The 22,691-nt window shown below is 43.2% G+C and carries 15 protein-coding genes; 8 read left to right on the forward strand and 7 right to left on the reverse strand.

Features of this window, described 5'->3' with window-relative positions; genetic code table 11:
- Positions 1–82 precede the first annotated feature (82 nt).
- Positions 83–2,047 carry an ATP-dependent zinc metalloprotease FtsH gene (ftsH, locus tag L3V23_RS13045; RefSeq protein WP_102966227.1) on the reverse strand — a complete coding sequence of 655 codons (1,965 nt, stop codon included), beginning with the start codon at positions 2,045–2,047 and terminating at the stop codon, positions 83–85.
- A gap of 98 nt (positions 2,048–2,145) precedes the next feature.
- Positions 2,146–2,775, reverse strand: coding sequence for a 23S rRNA (uridine(2552)-2'-O)-methyltransferase RlmE (rlmE, locus tag L3V23_RS13050; RefSeq protein ID WP_042484404.1), 630 nt, complete (start codon positions 2,773–2,775; stop codon positions 2,146–2,148).
- Between the two features lie 119 nt (positions 2,776–2,894).
- Between rlmE and yhbY the strand changes: the two genes are divergently transcribed.
- Positions 2,895–3,191 carry a ribosome assembly RNA-binding protein YhbY gene (gene yhbY, locus L3V23_RS13055; RefSeq protein ID WP_042484407.1) on the forward strand — a complete coding sequence of 99 codons (297 nt, stop codon included), beginning with the start codon at positions 2,895–2,897 and terminating at the stop codon, positions 3,189–3,191.
- A gap of 90 nt (positions 3,192–3,281) precedes the next feature.
- Here the strand turns inward: yhbY and greA are convergent, their stop codons facing one another.
- Positions 3,282–3,755 carry a transcription elongation factor GreA gene (greA, locus tag L3V23_RS13060; protein WP_102954122.1) on the reverse strand — a complete coding sequence of 158 codons (474 nt, stop codon included), beginning with the start codon at positions 3,753–3,755 and terminating at the stop codon, positions 3,282–3,284.
- A gap of 560 nt (positions 3,756–4,315) precedes the next feature.
- Between greA and L3V23_RS13065 the strand changes: the two genes are divergently transcribed.
- Together L3V23_RS13065 and dacB are read left to right on the forward strand one after the other, a co-directional pair.
- A complete protein-coding gene (locus L3V23_RS13065) occupies positions 4,316–5,326 on the forward strand; it encodes a porin (protein ID WP_102966226.1) in 1,011 nt (336 codons plus the stop codon).
- Between the two features lie 141 nt (positions 5,327–5,467).
- Positions 5,468–6,907 carry a serine-type D-Ala-D-Ala carboxypeptidase gene (gene dacB / locus L3V23_RS13070; RefSeq protein WP_102966225.1) on the forward strand — a complete coding sequence of 480 codons (1,440 nt, stop codon included), beginning with the start codon at positions 5,468–5,470 and terminating at the stop codon, positions 6,905–6,907.
- Positions 6,908–7,000: 93 nt separating this feature from the next.
- Here dacB and tyrS read toward each other — a convergent pair whose 3' ends face one another.
- Entirely contained in the window at positions 7,001–8,188 is a 1,188-nt protein-coding gene (gene tyrS, locus L3V23_RS13075) for a tyrosine--tRNA ligase (protein ID WP_042484417.1), read from the reverse strand.
- Between the two features lie 131 nt (positions 8,189–8,319).
- Between tyrS and L3V23_RS13080 the strand changes: the two genes are divergently transcribed.
- On the forward strand, positions 8,320–9,609 hold the full coding sequence (locus L3V23_RS13080) for a peptidoglycan DD-metalloendopeptidase family protein (protein WP_102966224.1): 1,290 nt from the start codon (positions 8,320–8,322) through the stop codon (positions 9,607–9,609).
- Positions 9,610–9,707: 98 nt separating this feature from the next.
- On the opposite strand, the gene L3V23_RS13085 is transcribed toward L3V23_RS13080, so the two are convergent.
- The 3 genes from L3V23_RS13085 to erpA all read right to left on the reverse strand — a co-directional run bounded on the left by L3V23_RS13085 (position 9,708) and on the right by erpA (position 14,382).
- Positions 9,708–12,794: an efflux RND transporter permease subunit gene (locus L3V23_RS13085; protein WP_102966223.1), complete on the reverse strand. Its 3,087-nt coding sequence runs from the start codon at positions 12,792–12,794 to the stop codon at positions 9,708–9,710.
- 8 nt (positions 12,795–12,802) lie between these two features.
- The gene (locus L3V23_RS13090; protein WP_237292415.1) at positions 12,803–13,936 is read right to left on the reverse strand and encodes an efflux RND transporter periplasmic adaptor subunit; all 1,134 of its coding nucleotides are present in this window, start codon (positions 13,934–13,936) and stop codon (positions 12,803–12,805) included.
- 104 nt (positions 13,937–14,040) lie between these two features.
- Positions 14,041–14,382 carry an iron-sulfur cluster insertion protein ErpA gene (erpA, locus tag L3V23_RS13095; protein WP_042484430.1) on the reverse strand — a complete coding sequence of 114 codons (342 nt, stop codon included), beginning with the start codon at positions 14,380–14,382 and terminating at the stop codon, positions 14,041–14,043.
- A gap of 292 nt (positions 14,383–14,674) precedes the next feature.
- On the opposite strand from erpA, the gene hemL reads away from it, so the two are divergent.
- The 4 genes from hemL to L3V23_RS13115 all read left to right on the forward strand — a co-directional run bounded on the left by hemL (position 14,675) and on the right by L3V23_RS13115 (position 21,957).
- The gene (hemL, locus tag L3V23_RS13100; protein ID WP_102966221.1) at positions 14,675–15,970 is read left to right on the forward strand and encodes a glutamate-1-semialdehyde 2,1-aminomutase; all 1,296 of its coding nucleotides are present in this window, start codon (positions 14,675–14,677) and stop codon (positions 15,968–15,970) included.
- Between the two features lie 240 nt (positions 15,971–16,210).
- A complete protein-coding gene (locus L3V23_RS13105; RefSeq protein ID WP_102954115.1) occupies positions 16,211–17,296 on the forward strand; it encodes an AI-2E family transporter in 1,086 nt (361 codons plus the stop codon).
- Between the two features lie 87 nt (positions 17,297–17,383).
- Positions 17,384–18,418: a 16S rRNA (guanine(1207)-N(2))-methyltransferase RsmC gene (rsmC, locus tag L3V23_RS13110; protein WP_102966220.1), complete on the forward strand. Its 1,035-nt coding sequence runs from the start codon at positions 17,384–17,386 to the stop codon at positions 18,416–18,418.
- Positions 18,419–18,570: 152 nt separating this feature from the next.
- Complete coding sequence (locus L3V23_RS13115; protein ID WP_102966267.1) at positions 18,571–21,957, forward strand: response regulator; 3,387 nt, start codon at positions 18,571–18,573, stop codon at positions 21,955–21,957.
- Positions 21,958–22,691: the final 734 nt, after the last annotated feature.

Below are 22,691 nucleotides of genomic sequence, written 5' to 3' on the forward strand. Positions count from 1 at the left end.
GATGAATGTTTCCATAACCATGTTTCCATAACCCGGAAACAGAAAACCCCGAACAAGTCGGGGTTTTATAGATGATATAAGATTACTCTGAATCTTTTTTCTCAGCAGATGAGTCTTCAGAATTACCTTCTGCTTTCGACTCTTCTTTTTTCTCTTCAACAGGCTCAGAAACTTTAGAAGCCTCTTCAGCATTTTCTTGCTGAGACTTAGCTTGATCGCCCCAACCTGCTGGCTGACGAATCTCTGATTTACGCTCCATCAGATCATCAATCTGGCCGGCATCGATCGTTTCATATTTCATCAATGCATCTTTCATTGAATGCATGATATCCATATTTTCGAGCAGAATCTTGCGAGCACGTTCGTAGTTGCGGTCAATGATGATACGAATCTCATCATCTATCAACTTAGCGGTATCATCCGACATATGTTTGGTTTGCGTTACACTACGTCCAAGGAAAACCTCGCCTTCCTCTTCAGCGTAAAGCATTGGACCTAACTTCTCAGAGAAACCCCATTGAGTGACCATCTTACGAGCAATATCAGTAGCTCGTTCGATATCGTTAGATGCACCAGTCGACACTTTCTCAACACCGTAAATCAGTTCTTCAGCAAGACGACCACCGTACAAGCTTGAGATCATCGACTCTAGATGCTGTTTTGACATACTTACACGATCTTGCTCTGGTAAGTACATAGTCACACCAAGAGCTCGGCCACGAGGAATGATCGACACTTTATAAACTGGATCATGTTCAGGCACTAAACGACCAACGATGGCATGACCTGCTTCATGGTAAGCGGTTGATTCTTTTGTTTCTTCTGACATCACCATTGAACGACGCTCTGCGCCCATCATGATTTTGTCTTTAGCCAGCTCAAACTCGACCATAGAAACATTTCGCTTGTTACCACGAGCAGCAAACAGAGCAGCTTCATTGACAAGGTTCGCTAAGTCAGCGCCTGAGAAACCCGGAGTACCACGAGCAATTAATGAAGGCTCAACGTCACCTGCCAGAGGAACTTTACGCATGTGAACTTTAAGGATTTGCTCACGTCCGCGTACGTCTGGTAAACCAACAACCACTTGGCGGTCAAAACGACCAGGACGAAGAAGTGCAGGGTCAAGTACGTCAGGACGGTTAGTCGCTGCGATAACAATGATACCTTCGTTACCTTCGAAACCATCCATTTCAACCAGCATTTGGTTTAGTGTTTGCTCACGTTCATCGTGACCACCACCAACACCAGCACCACGTTGGCGACCTACTGCATCGATCTCATCAATGAAGATAATACAAGGCGACGCTTTCTTAGCTTGTTCAAACATGTCACGCACACGAGATGCACCGACACCAACAAACATTTCTACGAAGTCAGAACCAGATATGGTAAAGAACGGTACTTTGGCTTCACCAGCGATCGCTTTAGCAAGCAATGTTTTACCTGTACCGGGAGGACCAACCATCAACACACCAGTTGGAATTTTACCACCCAGTTTTTGGAAACGGCTTGGATCACGCAGATAATCAACCAGCTCTTTTACATCTTCTTTTGCTTCATCACAGCCTGCGACATCGCCGAATGTGGTTTTGATTTGCTCTTCGCTCATCATGCGGGCTTTGCTCTTACCAAAGGACATCGCGCCTTTGCCACCGCCACCTTGCATCTGGCGCATGAAGAAAATCCACACACCTACGAGCAGAATCATTGGGAACCAAGAAATGAAGATAGTTCCAAGTAGGCTTTGCTCTTCTGGAGCAGTACCTTGAACTTTCACATTTTGATTGATCAAGTCATCAAGTAATTTTTCATCATATACAGGCATATAAGTCACGTAACGTGCACTACTGCCTCTACGAGTAAAGCTTATCTCACTGTTATTGAATTGAGCTTCTTGAATCTGGCCTTGACCAACTTCTTGTACAAAGGTCGTGTAATCGATAGTTCTACCGTTGTTATCACCTGGACCAAAACTTTGGAATACAGACATCAACACAACAGCGATTACAAGCCACAGAATTAAATTTTTTGCCATGTCACTCAAGGTGTAAGCCTCTCGATAACTAGTTGTAATTAAAGGTAGGGTACTACAGTTTCTAGGCTGTAGCCATAGTGTTAACTTTTCTCACCTAGGTAAAATAGTTAACCTTTGTAACCAGTGGCGACGATATAAACTTCTCGAGAGCGAGCCCTTGAAGAATCTGGTTTACGAATTTTCACAACGTTAAACATGTCGCGGACATCTTTAACATATTGGTCAAATCCTTCGCCCTGAAACACTTTGACAACAAAACTACCATTAGGCGCAAGAACTTGTCGACACATATCTAATGCTAATTCCACCAGATACATCGCCCTAGGTTGGTCAACAGAAAGGTTACCTGCCATATTAGGTGCCATGTCGGACATTACGACATCGACCATATCAGGCTGAATTCTTTCTAAAAGCGCTTCCAAAACCGCTTCTTCACGAAAATCACCTTGAAGAAACGATACACCAGCAATTGAATCCATCGGCAAAATATCACAAGCAATAACTTGCCCATTATCACCGACAATACCAGCGGCATATTGTGACCATCCACCAGGAGCGGCCCCCAAGTCAACCACTGTCATTCCGGACTTCAACAATTTGTCTTTTTCTTGAATTTCTTCAATTTTAAAGATAGCACGTGAACGATAACCTTTCTTTTTAGCTTCATTCACATACTTGTCATCAAAATGTTCTTTCAACCAGCGGCCAGAGCTCGCTGAATGTTTTTGTTTACTCATTCTAATCCTAATCAAACAGCGTCTATCTGAGAAAGTATGGTAGAAAATATAGTCTTCAAAGATAGATGGCGCTAAAATAGCTCTTTTCAACCCTGATAATAAAGAAATTTGGGCGCGTAATGAACCTAAGCAACAAACAAAAGCAGCACCTAAAAGGTCTAGCACACCATTTAAACCCAGTCGTCTTAATGGGCGCTAACGGGCTGACCGAAGCTGTTCTGGCAGAAATCGAAATTGCGCTTGACCACCATGAACTGATTAAAGTTAAAGTGGTATCTGAAGATCGCGAAACAAAACAACTGATTGTTGACGCGATCGTTCGAGAGACTAAAGCAGAGAAAGTACAAGTAATTGGTAAAGTACTGGTTCTGTATCGTCCTTCAGAGCAACGTAAGATTGAACTACCTCGTAAGTAATAACTGTTCTGCAGTAAAAAGTGTTACTTAAGATTACAAAAAGGTCGCCTTAGCGACCTTTTATATTTTAAGAGAACTAAAACTCTACAGTTAGAGGTAATCTACTCTATCAATTTCAAATACTTTATCGCCACCAGGCGTCACGATGGTCACTTCGTCACCTTCGCTTTTTGCAATCAATCCGCGAGCAATAGGTGAACTAACAGAAATTCGACCTGCTTTGATATCTGCTTCATCATCACCAACAATTTGGTAAGTTTTTTCTTCATCAGTATCTACATCGATCAGTGTCACTGTAGAACCAAAAATAACCTTACCTGTCTTATCCATTTTCGTTACATCGATAACTTGAGCCACAGATAGCTTATATTCAATATCACGGATCTGCGCTTCACAAATGCCTTGCTCTTCACGAGCAGCGTGATATTCAGCATTCTCTTTCAAGTCACCTAGCTCACGAGCTTCTGCAATAGCTTGAGAAATTTGTGGGCGCAATTTCAATAATCTTTCAAGTTCATCACGCAGTAATTTCTCACCGCGTACTGTCATAGGAACTTTTTCCATTTTATACCTCTACGCCAAAGCTGCCTTTGGACAAAACGAAACAGCCTAACCTCCCTAGAGAGATAGGCTGTATTAGATAAATGTATTTCGTCTAAGTGTAAACAAAGTTTCTGTCGAAATCATCCAAATTAAAAATTAGATACAAGAATTGGCTTTCCGCGCACAAACCTAGATTCCACAGCGATCTAGTTCACATTTTATCCAGCTCACATTCCCACCATTAAAATAAAAAAACATAAATATTTGCACTTAACATTCGATTAAAAAAAGATCAGAAAAACAAATAAACCCTTTAAATACATTAACTTGATATTTTTTAAGCACAATAAAACATCGTTCGATTGAGTTTTTTACATCATTTTACTAACAAGCACGGGAACTTTGCGGTTTAAATCTAACTACGCAATATCCGTAAGATCTCTAAACTTGTTTATGCAACTTTCACATAAACATGACATAGGAATCTTGATCGGCTTAAGTATTCAAACGACGATAGATATGTGCGTTGTAGTATATTCACACTCTATTTCTATTTATGGACAGTAAATTAGGATTAAAAAATGAAAAAGACTCTAATTGCTCTAGCAGTGGCAGGCGCAGCAGTGGCAACAGGCGCAAATGCTAACGAACTATACAACAAAGATGGCGACACTCTTACTATGGGTGGCCGTGCAGAAGCACGTCTGTCTCTTAAAGATGGCAAAGCAGACGACCTATCTCGCGTCCGTCTAAACTTCCTTGGTAAAAGCATGATCACCGACAGCCTATACGGTGTTGGTTTCTACGAAGGTGAGTTTACAACATCGGATCAAGGTAAAACTGACAGTTCAGGTTCAGATAGCCTAATGAACCGTTACGCTTATGCTGGTATCGGCGGTGACTTCGGTGAAGTCACTTACGGTAAAAACGAAGGTGCTCTAGGTGTTATCACTGACTTTACCGATATCATGGCTTTCCACGGTAACTCAGCAGCGGACAAATTGGCTGTAGCTGACCGTACTGACAACATGATTTCTTATAAAGGTGCATTTTCTGACCTTTCACTAAAAGCTAGCTACCGCTTTGCTGATCGCGATTCAGACCTACAAGACGACAACGGTCAAGACGGTTACTCTCTATCTGCAATCTATACATTAGGTGATACTGGCTTGAAACTAGGTGGTGGTTATGCAGCTCAAGACGAAGCTAATGAATATATGTTAGCTGTGTCTTACAAAATCTCAGACTTCTACTTAGCAGGTACTTTCACTGACGGTGAAAAACAAGTTAGTAACACAGATAAATCTACATTTGACTACACTGGTTACGAATTTGCTGCTGCATACAAACTGGGGCAAACTGTATTCACTACTACATACAACAACGCTGAAACTGATAGCGAAACATCTAAAGACAACCTAGCGGTTGATGCAACTTACTTCTTCAAGCCAAACTTCCGCGCTTACGTATCATATAACTTCAACCTAATCGATGAAGGTGATGTTATCGGTACTGTAGCTGCTGGCAACGGTACTGCGACAAAAGCTCAAGCTGAAGACGAAGTTGTGCTAGGTATGCGTTACGATTTCTAATCGTAAACAATGCCTTTTCTTAAAACGCCTGCTTTGCAGGCGTTTTTGTTTTTGACACATAAAAGTTTAACCAAAACAGCAATGAAACTTGCTGCTTAACACATTATACTGACTGCACTTTTAGGCAATTTTGTAGTCCGTATGCAGCATATCTTTTTAGCCAAACTTACCTTTGAAAAAATCGTTTTTGGTTTTGTGGTTGGATTGACGATCACCCTACTTTCCTTTCAGGCGCAGGCTAATCAAGTTGCTGCTCAGCTCCCCCCTGCTACTCGTTATGCACTTATTGCGAAAAAGCTTACTGACAAGATTGAAACAGACACTCAATCGACAAACCAATACTTCCCTCCTGCCAGTACGTTAAAAATCGTAACAGCCCTTGCCGCAAAACTGGAATTGGGCGATGAGTTTCGTTTCCAAACAGCCTTATCACAGTCAGGTAATAGCTATTCTCTGGTATTTTCTGGAGACCCAACTTTATCTTCAGAAAACATCAAGCAACTGCTGGGCAATATAAAATCCACAAACTCGGGGGTAATCTCTGGCGACATTTGGTTAGATAACACAGCATTCACCGGATATGACAAAGCCGTAGGTTGGCCTTGGGATATTGTAGGGGTCTGCTATAGCGCACCAGCAAGTGCGATCAATATCGATGGTAACTGCATTCAATCTTCGATCTATACAGAGAAAGATGGAACCACTCGTGTTTACGTACCTGAACAATACCCTGTTTATGTAATGACCGATGCTGAAACGGTTTCTGAACAACAACAAGAGTCACGATACTGTGATTTAGAACTCTATCCGACACAAGAAAACCACTATCAACTGTCCGGATGTTTGGCTGAACGAGCAAAGCCACTGCCTCTAAAATTTGCGGTACAAAATACCAATCTTTATGCACAAAGAGTCGTGTATAAATTGCTCAATCAATTGGGACTTCAGCTTAAAGGTGAGATAAAAATAGGAAAGATGCCAAAGACAGGAAAAGTCATCGCAACTCATCAATCAGAACCTCTGCCCGTTCTGCTCGATACCATGCTCAAAGATTCTGACAACCTGATAGCGGATACGTTAACAAAATCTATAGGCAGACATTATTACCAACAAGCAGGTAGCTTTAACAACGGTACAGAAGCCATAAAGGAAGTGATCAGCAAGCAGACCGGTATTTCTCTTAAAGATGAGCAACTGGTCGATGGCTCTGGTTTATCACGTAATAACCGGCTTCAAGCGTCAAGTATGCTTCAAATCCTGCATTACATTTGGAAACACGACAAAACCTTAGGTTTAATTAACCTATTACCGAGTTCTGGAGAATCAGGGACATTGCAGTATCGCCGTAGCATGCGAGAAGAGATGATTAAAGGAAGAATCAAAGCCAAGAGCGGCTCTCTCTACGGAACGCACAATATGGCTGGATATGGTTTAGATGAAAAAGGGAAACCAAGTGCTGTCTTCATCCAGTTTGTTACGGATTACTTCCCACCAGAAGTCGAAAACGAAGTCCCTGTAGAAGCTCCTCTGGTGACGTTTGAAAAAAGCTTTTATCGACAAATTGTTGAGCTCAGTAAATAGCTTTAGAGCTAAGAAGCGCGTTGATTAAACATACGTATCCTTAAAACACAAAAAGCGCCTGTCGGCGCTTTTTGATGTTCGATATGCAGCAAATTACTTCACAGTTACTCGTGCAAATTTACGCTTACCAACTTGGTAAACATAAGTGCCCGCAGTTGGAACTAGCTTAGCATCTTCGATTTTTTCACCGTCTTGCTTAGCCGCGCCTTGCTTGATCATTCGCATTGCATCGGATGTTGAATTAACAAGACCAGCATCTTTAAGTAGGTTAGAGATTGCAATACCAGCTTCAAATTCGAATTCTGGCATCTCATCTGGCATCGCACCTTTTTGGAAACGATTGATAAACTCTTGTTCTGCTGCTTCAGCATCTTCTTCACTATGGAAACGAGCAATGATCTCTTTAGCCAAAAGAATCTTAGCGTCACGAGGGTTCGCGCCATTCGCTACGTCTGATTTCAGTTTTTCAAGCTCAGCAAGAGGGCGGAATGACAGTAGCTCGTAGTAGCTCCACATCAGATCGTCAGAGATAGACATGATCTTACCGAACATCTCACTCGGAGCTTCACTAATACCAATGTAGTTATTGGCTGATTTAGACATTTTCTTTTCACCGTCTAAACCAACTAATAGTGGCATCATTAGTACAACTTGAGGTTTTTGACCGCTAGACTTTTGCAGTTCACGTCCCATCAGTAGGTTGAACTTTTGGTCAGTACCACCCAGTTCAACGTCAGTTTCCATCGCTACTGAGTCATAACCTTGTAGGAGTGGGTACATGAATTCATGAATAGCAATTGGCTGGCCGCCTGCATAACGCTTCTTGAAGTCATCACGCTCTAGCATACGAGCAACCGTTTGGTTTGCAGCCAGACGAATCATACCTTCTGCACCAAGCTCAGATAACCATTCAGAGTTAAACTGAATTTTAGTTTTCGCAGGGTCTAAGATCTTAAACACTTGCTGCTTGTACGTTTCAGCGTTACGTAGAACGTCTTCACGTGTTAGCGGTGGGCGAGTAGTATTTTTACCCGTTGGGTCACCGACCATACCCGTGAAATCACCGATAAGGAAAGTAACGTCATGCCCTAAGTCTTGGAAAGTACGTAACTTATTCAGAATCACAGTGTGACCTAAATGAATATCTGGTGCTGTTGGATCGGCACCCAATTTGATACGTAAAGGACGGCCTTCTTTAAGCTTAGCAATCAGCTCTTCTTCAGGAATCAGTTCCTCAACACCACGTTTAATTTCAGCTAAAGCCGCTTCAATACTCGCCATTCTTGTTCACTCCCACAGATTTGGCAAAAATTTAATAGTTCGACATATTACTTGAATAGCGATGCATTTTGAAACCAGTTAGACTACGTAACTGGATTTTTTATTAATTATTGACTGAATGACCTCCGAGTATGCTTTCTATTTTCACTCGTCTTCCATGGATTCATCGAACTTTAATCGCGTTATGCAGTGCGTTGATTGTTTTTGCTCTTTTATTTTTGCCTAGCCCAGAGTCTTTGCAAAAGAATCCAAACAAACTACAAGTAGGTCGTCACTACCCACTTGCTATTAATAGTGAAGCTCTCTCTCCGGGCTCGACGATTCTTCCTTCTGCGATTCTGCGCTGGGAGCAATACAAGGTTCGTTCCGGAGAAAGCGCCGCAGTTCTATTCCAACGTATTGGACTCAGTGCCAGACAGCTATACAGCTTAACGTCTAGTAACGATGAGATTAACAAACAGTTAAGCCGTCTACGTCCAGGCGATGAACTGCAATTTGGCTTTGATGACAACAATGAACTGGTTCAACTTAAACGTAAACTGAGTGCTTACGAAACCTTTGTGATAACCCAATCTGAAAATGGTTACACCTCGGAAATAGACAAGAAAGAAGTCTTCTACCAATACAACTATGCAGAAGCAGAGATCACATCAAATTTCTGGAATGCCGCGATGTCTGCAGGTTTAAGCGCCAACCAAATTATGGAGTTGGCAGGGATTTTTGGTTGGGATATCGATTTTGCTTTGGATATACGTTTTGGTGACAGCTTCAAACTGCTCTATCAAGAAAAGATCGTTGAAGGGGAAGTGGTTGATCGCGGAAATATCATCGCTGCCAGCTTTATCAACCAAGGCACAAACTTTACTGCAGTACTTGATGACAATACAGGGAACTACTATGACCCAAGTGGTCGAGCTATGAAGAAAGCCTTCTTGCGCTCACCGCTTGATTTTCGTCGGGTATCTTCCAACTTTAACCCAAGACGCTTACACCCAGTAACTGGACAAGTGAAAGCACACAGAGGTACCGATTATGTTGCGCCTATCGGTACACCTATTTGGGCTGCTGGCGATGGCGTGGTAGAAAAATCGAGCTATAACCAGTTCAACGGTAACTATGTATTTATCCGCCACAGCAATACCTACATTACCAAATACCTGCATTTGACTAAGCGAACCGTAAAAACTGGTCAAAGAGTGAAGCAAGGGCAAGTCATTGGTACTTTAGGCAGAACAGGCCGAGTGACAGGCGCTCATCTGCATTACGAATTCTTGGTCAATGGTGTTCATAAAAATCCACGAACAGTGTCATTGCCTCAATCTCAATCATTAACAGGCAAAGCAAAACAAACTTTCATTGCCAATGCGGAAATTAGACTGCAGCGTTTAGACAGATACAGCCAGTTACTGTACGCAAAATAACGAGTTGTCTGTATCTATATAAACCAAAGATGAAGATGTCTAGAAGACAAAAAGGGCTGAATATAAACTCAGCCCTTTTTGTCAGCTTTTTTTAACCGCTATTCTTGGTGCTTATTTCGTCCCAGCATCAATAGACACGGCGTCAATACAAGAGTTAGAACTGTTGCAAATGCTAAGCCGCCAGCGACGGCTGTGGCTAATTGCGACCACCACTGAGTACTTGGTGCACCAAATTCAATCTTTTGGTTGATCAAGTCAATATTCATTTCCAGAACCATAGGCAATAAGCCAAGGATCGTGGTTATGGTGGTGAGCAATACCGGACGTAAACGTTGAACGCCTGTTCGGAGTATTGCCTCTTTCTTATCCAAACCGCGTTTTACCAGCTGATTATAAGTATCGATTAAAACAATATTATTGTTTACCACAATACCTGCCAGTGAAATAACGCCAATGCCGGACATAATCACACCAAACGGTTTCTGGAAAATCAACAAACCAGCGAAAACCCCAACCGTCGAAAACAGTACCGCACTCAAGATTAAAAAAGCTTGGTAGAAGCTGTTGAACTGAGTGATCAGAATTACTGCCATAGCCACCAATGCAACTAAAAACGCCTTTTCTAGGAAAGCCGCCGAATGCTCTTGCTCTTCGTTCTGGCCTCTCATTTTAAACTCAACGCTTGGTGGTAATCCTAACTCAGCTAATGCTTGCTCTATTTTTGGTAACTCTAGCCCCAAGTTATAGCCTTCGTTTAAATCAGCCATCACGTTGATAACTCTGCGTCCATCAATACGTTCTATCGTATCTTGCTTATGATCTGGCTTGATTTCAGCAAAATTGGTAATCGGTACTAAACCCGCCGGTGTTTTTACCCGAAGCTGATCAAACCGCCCAATATCGCGCTTGTCTTCTGGGTAGCGAACAAGAATATCCACTTCTTCGTTGGCATCATCGGGTAAGTAATCACCAATTTTTAGACCATTAGTAACAAACTGAACCGTGTTACCCACCAAAGTTGCATCAGCAGCAAAGCGAGAAGCATCATCACGACGAATATCAATCCGCCAGTCGATACCCGGTTTTGAAGATGAGTCGCTAATATTGGTAAACACAGCATAACTGTCAGCCCAGTGGCGTACCGTTTTAGCCGCCAACTCTAACTCTTGAGCATTATTGCCGGAAAGCTCTATAACCACGTCATGATCGACTGGCGGCCCCGCGTCCGGAAACTTATACTCAATTTCCACACCCGAAAACTTATCTGTGGTCAGTTTTAGCTCATCAATAATTGCCATGACTTTACGACGATACTGCCAGTCTACAGGCTTAACTTGTATTTGGCCGATAACATCATCGCCACCAGTTTTGGTATAGACACTCTCAAACTCTTCATGACCCAGCATAACCTGTTCAATTTCACGCATAATAGTGTCTTTTTCATGAATAGAAAGATCACCATAAGAACGCACTTTAACATTGAAAAATGGCGGATCGACCTCAGGGAAGAATTCCACACCATTACCGGCTTTGACATAGGCAAATCCAATTGCGACAGACATGACAATCGCACTCAAAAGGATTTTCAGCGGGTGATGTAAAGCAACAGAAAGCGTCTGGTAATAAAGCTTGGTGATACCCGTCGCCTTATCAAATTCGCCTTCGTGTAACGCCACCATATTGGCTCTCGCTTCGGCAGTTACGTTTTGAGGACGCCCCATTACGCTACCTAAAACTGGCACAAACAGCATCGCCATAATTAATGAAGCGGTCAACGTAGCAATCAGAGTCAGAGGTAAATACCTCATAAACTCGCCTGTTACGTCCGGCCAGAACAGCAAAGGGGCAAACGCCGCGAGAGTGGTCGCAGTAGAAGCCGTGATAGGCCATGCCATACGTTTCGCTGCATCGCGATAAGCTTCCCCTCTAGGCATTCCTTCCTGCATTCGCCTATCGGCAAACTCGGTCACAACAATCGCGCCATCCACCAGCATACCGACCGCCATAATGAGCGCGAACAATACGATGATGTTAACGGTTAATCCAAATACCGAAAGTGTCAGCAAGCCGATTAAGAATGAACCTGGGATAGAAACACCAACCAACAATGCGGTTCTCACACCCAATACGGCGATGATAACGATAACGACAAGAATAATGGCTGATAACACATTGTTCTGCAGGTCATTTAGCATCATCTCGACATCTTGAGATTCATCCCATGTGTACTTGACCAATAAGTTGGATGGCCAATCCTCTCTCTTTTGCGCTTCACGTATAACGGTTTTGACAAGTTCTACCGTTTCAATGATGTTCTCGCCCGCTCGCTTTTTAACATCCAAAACGATGGCGGATTTGCCGTCTAGTCTGGCGAACGAGCTTGGGTCTCTGAATGCGCGTCGTACTGTTGCAATATCACCGAATGTGACAACTTGCTTGCCATCCACTTTCACTGGCAGCTCTAAGACATCTTTTATCGAGTCAAACACCGAAGGAACTTTGACAGAAAAACGGCCATAACCCGTATCTACAAAGCCTGCGGCTACAACACGGTTATTTAACGCTATCAGGTTGTAAATATCGCCCTGATCTAATCCATAACTTTCCATGAGCAGTGGATCGACAATGATCTCAACGATGTCGTCTCTGTCACCGGCAATATCCACTTCTAGAACTTGACGGAAACTCTCCAACTTATCCCGTAATAGACGAGCGATTTGTACTATGCCACGTTCAGGTACTGTGCCGTATAAAACAACAGACAATACTGGCTGTGCATTCGCTAACGTCACTTCGTTTACGGTTGGCTCATCACTGTCGGCTGGCAATTTCGGCTTGGCTAAATCTACCGCATCTCGCACATCCGCCATCGCCTTATCAAGATCGACACCGACGTTGAATTCAAGGACAACAGAAGCATGGCCTTCAGAAGAATTGGACGTCATCTCCTTAATGCCTTCGATGGAACGTAATTCTTGCTCTAAAGGACGAGCAATCAAACGCTCCGCATCTCCCGGTGAAATACCTTGGTGAGAAACAGAAACATAGATGATTGGGATAGTAATATCTGGACTCGATTCTTTAGGAATCGTGACATAAGTTAATGCGCCCGCTACAAGAATAAACACCAATAGCACGAGCATAGTTCGAGTACGCGACAGTGCCGCGTCAATTAACGCAAACATGTCGCCTCCTAAGGCTTACTGTCCTGTAACGGTTGGGTTTCTATATCTGCTGTGTGCTTAACCGCTGCGACTTTATCACCATCACGCACAAAACCTTGACCACGAGTAATGATGTCAACTTCTTCGCCTAAGCCCGTTAGCCAAACGCCGTCTTGCTCCGCTTTGACCAGTTGAATAGGAACGAAATGAACCCTGTCTTCAACCAAGGTTTTCACCCCTAAGTTTCCTTGATCATCAAGCGCAAGCATGGCTGGAGTAATTTTCACTGCCATTTGCGTTTCTAAATTCAATTCAACTTGAGTGCTTACCCCTGCTGGGATCTGCTGATTCGGATTAGGTACTTCCACTTCAATCGCGAAAGTATTGGTTGAAGGAGAAGAAAGCTGAGACAAATAACGCACGGTTCCCTGAGTTTGAGAGCCTTGAATAAAGTGAATGGTTGCTGGTTGACCTTTAGTAATACTCTGAATATGGCGTTCACTTACATTCGCTTCTATCACCAATTTCTTAAGATCAATCAAGGTTGCTACTGGGTCGCCAACCCCAACGAAATCGCCCTGTTCAATAAACAAGTTTTCAACTACGCCATCGAAAGGTGCAACAATTGAAGTGTGCGCTAGGTGCATTTCGACCGTTTTCACACTGGATTTGGCATCGGTAAGTTCTGCAAGAGCGTTTGTATAAGCGATTTCGCCCTGCAATCCACGATTTTTAAGCGACTCTGCCGCTTTGAACTCTTGACGTTTCACCGACAACACTGCCTTTGCTCGATCAAGCTGAGATTGCAAATCACCTTGATCAATAAGCGCAATTACTTGCCCTTTAGAGACTTTGTCACCTTTGTCGATTTTGGTGAGTAAGATCTTGCCTGCGATTTCCGCAGATAAACGAGCTTTCTTATCTGGCGCTGTGCGGCCGTAAAGATCGATTTTCTTTTCTGTAGGTTCAGCATGGAAGGTTTGATACATCACTTTAGCAAGTGGGATGGTATCTGCAGATTTTTCTGGTGCTTGCTCTTGTGCGTTAAGTGAGCCAAGACTCAGCCAGAGGGTTAACAATATGATCAGTATGAAAGAAACGAGCCAAGGCTTTTGTGTAAAATGTCGCCCGCCAAGTAAGCTTCTCAATGAGACATGAGACATGGACAATCCTTTATATATATGTCCCTGCACAACAACTCAAATATGCAAGGAGAGTGAATCAGCTGAAATTTCATTTAGATAGCTAATTCACTCTACATCATTAGTTAAACACTAAACGATGCACCGCAACCACATGTGGTTGTTGCGTTTGGATTGTTTACAAAAAAGCGAGAACCTTCTAGCCCTTCCGTATAATCAACCACTCCGCCAATCAGATATTGCAGACTCATAGGGTCAACCACTAGGGTTACTCCGCTATTTTCGATTGTGGTGTCTCCATCATTTACATTCTCGTCAAATGTGAATCCGTATTGGAAGCCACTACAACCACCACCTGTAATATACACACGTAGTTTCAGTGCCGGGTTTTCTTCTTCAGCAATCAACGCTCTAACACGTGTTGCTGCTGCATCCGAAAAGGATAACGGTACATTTACATCACTCACAATGACCTCTCTCAGTCGCGTAAATGTACACCAGATATTATTCACTAGATCAATCTGATGGACATGACTCTTTTTTAATAATGCGGCGATTATCTAATACCTGACCTATACGTTCAAGTATTCACCGATACTTAGTTCAGAGTCTTCAGAAATGATGAGCTCCATTTTTGCTGATTAAACTAGATAACTCAGTGAGAAGGGTCAGAAATTTAGTTAAAACGTTTCACCTCCGCACTCACAAGCGTACAATGCACAGCAACTTGGTCCGAGACACAATAAAGAGGAAGATTCCATGACCAAATCAGCTGATCTCTATAACAAAGCTCAATCAAAAATTCCTGGCGGCGTTAACTCTCCTGTTCGTGCGTTTAACGGTGTTGGTGGCTCTCCAATTTTTATTGAGCGAGCAGACGGCGCATTCATCTTTGATGCTGATGGTAAAGCATACATTGATTATGTAGGTTCTTGGGGACCTATGATTCTTGGTCATAACCACGCCGTTATCCGCGAAGCAGTGATCAACGCGGCAAACCGTGGTTTGAGTTTCGGCGCTCCGACTGAAATCGAAATCACGATGGCTGAGCTAGTGTCTGAGTTAGTTCCTTCAATGGAACAGCTACGTATGGTGAGCTCTGGTACAGAAGCGACCATGAGTGCAATTCGCCTAGCGCGTGGTTTCACTGGTCGTGACAAGATCATTAAGTTTGAAGGTTGTTACCATGGTCACGCAGACAGCTTATTAGTAAAAGCAGGTTCAGGTGCCTTGACGCTGGGTCAACCAAGCTCCCCTGGCGTACCTGCTGATTTTGCAAAACACACATTAACGGCACGCTTTAATGATCTTGAATCAGTACGTGAACTGTTCGCTGCAAATAAAGGTGAAATTGCATGTATCATCGTTGAACCTGTTGCAGGCAACATGAACTGTATTCCACCAGTGGAAGGCTTCCACGAAGGTCTACGTGAGATCTGTGATCAAGAAGGCGCATTGTTGATTTTTGATGAAGTAATGACCGGCTTCCGCGTAGCCCTTGGCGGCGCTCAAGCTCATTACAATATCAAGCCAGACTTAACAACATTAGGTAAAGTGATTGGCGGCGGTATGCCTGTCGGCGCATTTGGTGGCCGTAAAGATGTCATGCAATTTATCGCACCAACAGGCCCTGTATACCAAGCTGGTACATTGTCAGGAAACCCAGTAGCGATGGCTGCGGGCCTTGCGTGTCTGAGTCTTCTGAAAGAAGAAGGTAACGAGAAACGTCTTGCATTTAAAACTAAGCAATTAGCTGACGGTTTTAAATACCTTGCAGATAAACATGGTGTCCCAATGGTCGTGAACCAAGTGGGCGGTATGTTTGGCTTCTTCTTCACTGAGCAGGAAAGCATTACCTGCTACGAAGACGTGACCAAATGTGATATCGAACGCTTTAAGCGCTTCTTCCACTTAATGCTGGATAAAGGTGTTTACCTTGCGCCGTCGGCATTTGAAGCAAGCTTTACTTCTCTGGCTCACGGCTCAAGAGAAATTGAAGCGACACTTGAAGCAGCGGATCACTGTTTAGCGATTATTGCAGCTGAAGCAAAATAACGTACAACCAGTTTGAACAATAAGGCTGCTTTGGCAGCCTTATTTTATTTCCAGTTGGCAATAACTAGTACAACTAGTACGGCAACAACAACGCCGATCCATGAAATTCTGCGACGTTTTACATTCTTAGTTTCGCAACACTTCTCATCATTGCAACATCCCATAATACCCTCTTCATTGCTAACCAACTGAATTACAGCCATTATAAACATACTTATTTGATTCCAAGGACAACCAAAAGTGCCAGAAAAAATCAAAATTTCATCCAGTCATTGGGTTCTTGTTATTGCCCTACTCGTCGCTGGTTTCGCCTGCTACTTACTCGTAGAACCCTATATCAATTCGATTGTTATGGCATTCATTATTTCCATGCTTATGATTCCTCTGCATGAAAAATTAGACAACATGATGCCCACTCATAGAAACATCTCATCATTGCTCTCCTGCATTATTCTGACATTTATTATTGTCATTCCGCTGCTTTTCGTATTTGCGGCGATCGTTCAACAAGGATCCAAGTTTTCTCAGAACGTATATCAGTGGGTAACCCATGGCGGCATTCAGACTCTGTTTAACCATCCTTGGGTGGTAAAAGGATTAGGTTTAGCTAATCAGTATTTACCTTTTGATGGTATTAACCCACAACAAATTGCACAGAAAATTGCACAATTCGCGACCAGCTTTGGCACTAATCTGGTTGGCATCAGCGCCAAGATATTAGGTGATGCGACAAGTTTTATTATGAGCTTCTTCTTGATGCTATTTGTTCTGTTCTTCTTGCTAAGAGACAGAGAAAAGATCATCTCAACTATTCGTCATATATTGCCATTGTCTCGTAGCCAAGAAGACCGCTTATTGGATGAGATTGAAAGCGTGTCCAAATCAGCAGTGATGGGATCTTTCCTTACGGCGATCGCTCAGGGCGTTGCTGGTGGTATTGGTATGTGGTTAGCAGGCTTTCCGGGATTGTTCTGGGGAACCATGATGGGTTTTGCGTCGTTTATTCCTGTTGTCGGTACCGCGCTCATCTGGATCCCAACCGCGACGTATCTATTCCTAACGGGTGAGACAACTTGGGCTATCTTCCTTACCGTATGGAGCGTGGCTATTGTTGGCTCTATCGACAACTTGCTCAGACCTTTCCTGATGCAAGGCAGTGCAGGAATGAACACCCTGATGATCTTCTTCTCGCTACTGGGTGGTATTCAGCTGTTTGGTTTAATTGGCCTTATCTATGGTCCTCTGATCTTCGCGATTGCCATCGTACTGTTTAACATTTACGAAGAAGAGTTCCATAACTTTCTCGATAACCAAGACAACAGCTAAAAAGCTTCATGCTTGGAGCCGACTATGCGAGAATCGGCTCCAAAATTGAACCTAGCTTAATTGAACCTAAAAGATAACAGGCTCTAAATGTCTAATTACATTACCCCAAGCCAAATTGCTCAACGCCAGCTTGCATACTTTGAGAATAAAAAAGTACTCGTAGCAGGTGAAGCCGAAGATCTGTTTCCTGTCGAACTTGCCAAACACTGTGTTTCCGTTTCTGTGTTTACCACCAACTATGGCTACTACCGTCAGCTTAAATCAAAGTCAGCGATTAGCGTCCATTTTGGTGCCGAGCTAGAAGGCGATATCGATGCAGATATGGTGCTTCTCTACTGGCCAAAAGCAAAGATGGAAGCGGAATATCTGCTCGCTATGTTGATGGCAAAACTTGGGGTCAACACAGAGATCGTGGTTGTTGGTGAAAACCGCTCTGGTGTAAAAAGCATCGAGAAGATGTTTGCAGACTATGGTAGCGTGACAAAGTTCGATTCTGCCCGCCGTTGCTCTTTCTATTGGGGTCAATGCTTAGAACAGCCAAAAGCTTTCCAGATCGAAGATTGGTTCAAGTCTTATACCGTTCAATATCAAGAACATGAACTTACCATTCGTAGTTTGCCTGGCGTATTTAGCCATGGTGAGTTTGATTTAGGCAGTCGATTACTGCTCGATAGTTTGCCTAAGCTTAGTGGTAAAGTGCTTGATTTTGGTTGTGGCGCTGGTGTTCTTGGCTGCGTGATGGCGACACTGAACACGGATATTCAGTTGGAAATGTGTGATATCAGTGCGTTGGCTGTACGCTCAAGTGAGGAAACACTGAAAGCCAATCAATTATCTGGCCGTGTATTCGCATCAGATATCTACTCAGATACCGCGACAGACTATAACTTCATCGTCACTAACCCTCCGTTCCATGCCGGCTTAGACACCAGCTATAACGCAACGGAAACCTTATTAGAAAAAGCACCAAGCTATTTAACCGCTAATGGTGAACTATTCGTAGTGGCCAATAGTTTCTTGAAATACCCGCCGATTATTGAACAGTCGCTAGGTAATTGCGAGACGTTAAATAAGACCAGCAAATTCTCTATTTATCACGCAAAAAATCCTAACACCTGGTGATAATTTAGTTAAAAATGAGCCTATGTCCACGCTTTAAGTGGGACTTACTTGTCAAAGAAAAAAAACTTGTTAACTTCTGCGTAACCCGTTTTTACTCAATCACACAACTTGCAGGTTTTCCTGCAAGTTTCATTGAAAGAATTCTCTTTGATATGTTCAGGTTTTATCGCAGGCAAAAGTTTAAACGCTTACAAAACACCTTGATGCTGGCCTTTCTGGTTCTCAGCATTACTCCTCTGACTGTCACAGCTATTTTCTTCTTGAAGTCTCATATTGACGATCTTCAAGAACAAAGTACCTCCCACCTGCTGTCAGTTCGGGACACCAAACAACAACAAGTTATCGATTACCTCAACGCCAAAGAGTCTGAGGTGATGGGCTTTGTCCGCTCAGAGCTCGCCTATGCCAGTGGTGGACGATTTTATGGCCTAGTCAATGCTTTTACACGTTTGGGCGAAAACATAGAACAAGCCAGAGAGAACGCTCAACAGCGCTATATCTTAGGTTCCGGAGATCAGGTTAAAACGTCTGTGTTACCGCAATCCAGTAGCTATGTCGGCAGTGAGCGTTACCGCCTTTTGCATAAACGTTATCACTGGGCATACATGGAACTGCTCAAACGCTCTGATTTTGATGATATTTTATTGGTCGATTTACAAGGTAATGTCACTTACTCAATCAATAAAAACGAAGAGTACGGTACCAACCTGTTTAGCGGAAAATTCAAAGACGCGAACTTAGGTCAGACCTTTCAGCGCTTAGAAAAAACTGTTTCCGAGCAGAGAAAAAACAACGAAGATTTTACCCCTGTCATTCTTTCCGATTTTGTTGAGGAAAACGGACAACAATACGCCTGGTTTGGTGCACCGATCATTCAACAAGGTTATCTGCACAGCTATGCGATGTTCCGCCTGCCAAACAAGGGAATCACCAAACTCATCGCTGACAGCAACAACTCACCAATGCAGACGCTTCTTGTCGGGCCAGATCACCGCTCCCGAACGCTTTCTTACCTACAAGACGATATAGATAAAAGTCGTGAAGTCATAAATTTAGCTTTATCTGGCAAGAAAGAAGTAGGTACCTACACTGACGCCGTTGGTGAAAAAAATATCGCAGCTTATGCTCCGATCAACCTAAACAGCACACATTGGGCTATTGTCGTAGAACTGCCCGAAAAAGAGGCTTTTGCGCGAGTAAACCAGTTAGAAAAACTGTTCATTTTTGCCATGCTGACCGCCATCGTGCTAGTGGTTATCGCGTCACACATGCTTTCAAACTTCATTACTTCACCACTGTTAAGACTAACGTGGGCAGCTGAACGAGCATCCGCTGGAGATCTCGATGAAAGTATGATTAATACCGATCGTAAAGATGAGATTGGTCGTCTTGCGGTGAGCTTTGAACGTATGCAGCGTTCTATCCGTGAAAAAATCCAACTCATCAAATCGCAAAACAGTGAATTGGAAAAAAACATCCAAATCATTCGAAAACAAAACGATGAACTGCAACTTGCGAACAAGCTGAAAGATGAATTTCTGGCCACAACCTCTCACGAGCTGAGAACCCCTCTGCACGGCATGATTGGTATTGCAGAAGCCTTAATATCCGGAGCTAACGGTCCTATTACTTCTGATCACAAATATCAGTTGGATATCATTGCCACCAGTGGACAACGCCTTGCTCGACTGGTCGATAACTTACTCGACTACCATAAGATGCGTTATGGCGACTTGGATATTCAGTGTGATGCGGTTGATCTGTCCAGCTCAACGCGTTTGGTGTTAGAACTCTCTAACCACTTGTTGGGTAAGAAGCCTATAAGAATCATCAATCAAATTTCAGACAATCAGTTCTGGGTTTTTGCCGATCCGCAGCGTTTAGAGCAAGTGCTGTATAACCTGATTGGTAACGCGATCAAGTATACGTCGGAAGGCAAGATTGTTATCTCTGCTTCTCAAATTGATGATCAGGTTCGTGTCCAGGTTGTCGATACCGGTCAAGGCATTCCCGCCGAACAGTTGGAACATATTTTTGAACCGCTCATCCAAGGAACCGTCGAGACTAACCGTTATCGTCAAGGTTCTGGATTAGGTCTATCAATTAGCCGACAACTGATTGAACTGATGAACGGCACTCTTTATGTCAGCAGCCAGCCGTTGGTTGGTACAACATTCAGCTTCACGCTGCCTATTGCTTCAGCAGAAGATATTGAGCGCGCGAGACTGACTGAACAGCCTCACTACCAAGTACTTGAAGTTGGAGAGGTTGAGCTGCCCGATACCAGCAATTTGCCGGAGAATAGTGACGGACCTTTACTGCTGGTTGCCGATGACGAACCTGTAAACCTTCGAATTTTGGACAGCTTCTTACGCTTAGAAGGCTACCGCGTACGCACCGTTGCTGATGGTAACGAAGTGCTAAGAGCCGTTGAGAACGAAAAGCCAGAGCTACTGCTGCTCGATATTATGATGCCGGGCATGAGTGGTTACCAAGTGTGTGAAAAGCTAAGAGAAAAATACAGCCTCACCGATTTACCTATCATCATGCTTACTGCGCTGAATCAAACAGAAGATCGCTTGAGAGGCTTTGCCGCTGGCGCGAATGACTATCTGTCAAAACCGTTCAATAAAAAAGAGTTAGCAGCTAGGATTCATGCTCATATGGCTGCAAGTCAGGCAGAACAACGGCGATTGGAAAATCTTGAGTTGCAAAATGAACTCAAGCAGAGAAATGTCGTCGAGGCCGATTTACTCGAAACACAAGAACGATTGCTGGAACAGTTAGAATCCGCACCTGAAGCCATTGTGTGCCTCAAAGAAAACAACAAAGTTCTATTCGCTAACCAAGCGGCATCCAGACTGTTTAAGCGCACACAAGAGCAACTGAAACGCTCTAGTGCTGAAGAGCTGTTTTCCCATAAACATCTCAATATTACTCAAGAACACTATTGTGGCGAAGTCGATATTTTTGTTGGTGATTCACGCCTTCATTTACCAGCGGATATTCTAAAGCTCCCTAAAGGCTCTGGTATGCAGGCGATTTATATTTTAAATATTGGCGGTGCTCAGAGCGCACAAAGAATACATAACCTAGAAACAGCGGTTGATGCCCTATCGAGTTATGCGTTTAGTGGCGATAAAGAAAGACTGCAGCAACTTAAAGAGTTAGGCGGAGAGTTCACCAGAATTGCAGATAAAGCAGAAGGCGACAATCAATCCAAGCAAGAGCTTATGCGTGCAGTGCTTGTTGATGCGATGACAAGCGCACTCAACTACTGGGAGAAAGCTCCCGGCCAAACCAAGTTCACTTTTGCAGAACAAAGCGGACTGTGGCGTGTTTACTTGGACAGAAGTACATTGCAAACACGTACACTCGACAAGTATCTGCGTATCGAAACGCTGCCGAAAACCCCACGCTGGCGTACCGTACTAAACTCGCTCGATTACATCCTTGAGCATCACAATGAGCCGGGGTCAGAGCGCACTCACCTTGAAGCCTTGCGTAACAAGTTGCAGAAACTTATCGCTGCTATGTAACACCATTAGCAGCGATAAACATCAACTCTAATAGCCCACTGACGTGGGCTTTTTTATGCGTGTTAGTTAAATCACTTCCCACCCAGTCTCACCCTCTTCGGTAAGGCTTTTTAGCTACGAGGAGGATTATCGATAAAAGCAGCCATCAGCGTTCTTTAGAGGCACTCCTGACTTCATATCAGTAACCGAGAGTTCAAACTTAACCAAGTTCTAAACACGTTTCACTTAAGTTAATTTACGAAGAAAATTAATATCTTTATTTTTAGTTATTGTCGTTAGAATTAATCCACTTTCAGCCCCAGAAAGCCCCTATCATTAGCTAAAAAAGAAGAAATTGTTTGGCTGTGGGATTTGAATCACAACAATTCGCCAGAATTAATTTACGCAGACAAATTAACGGAGGAAAGCGGTAGTGATAATAATCTCACTTTATTGAAAACAGAATCCAAACCAATAAAAACAAGACACAAAAAGTAAGCAACCACTAACCATTGAGCAAAAAACACACACTAAAGATGTTTTTACCACTTATATTAAACGGTTAAAACATCATCAACCATAACAAATTTTGACGTTAATGACGGAGAATGGATGAGTTTTGACGTTTTTAACGAGAAATGGAATTGCTAAATGTTCGTACAAAGTGTTTTCTTACCTCAGCCAACGGTTTACAGGCCACTCATATTCCTCCTGCTCCTCCGCTGGTGGAACTCAATATGAGGTAAACCTTTGGA

It is taken from the genome of Vibrio sp. A1-b2, from assembly GCF_021726015.1.
GTDB lineage: Bacteria > Pseudomonadota > Gammaproteobacteria > Enterobacterales > Vibrionaceae > Vibrio > Vibrio diazotrophicus.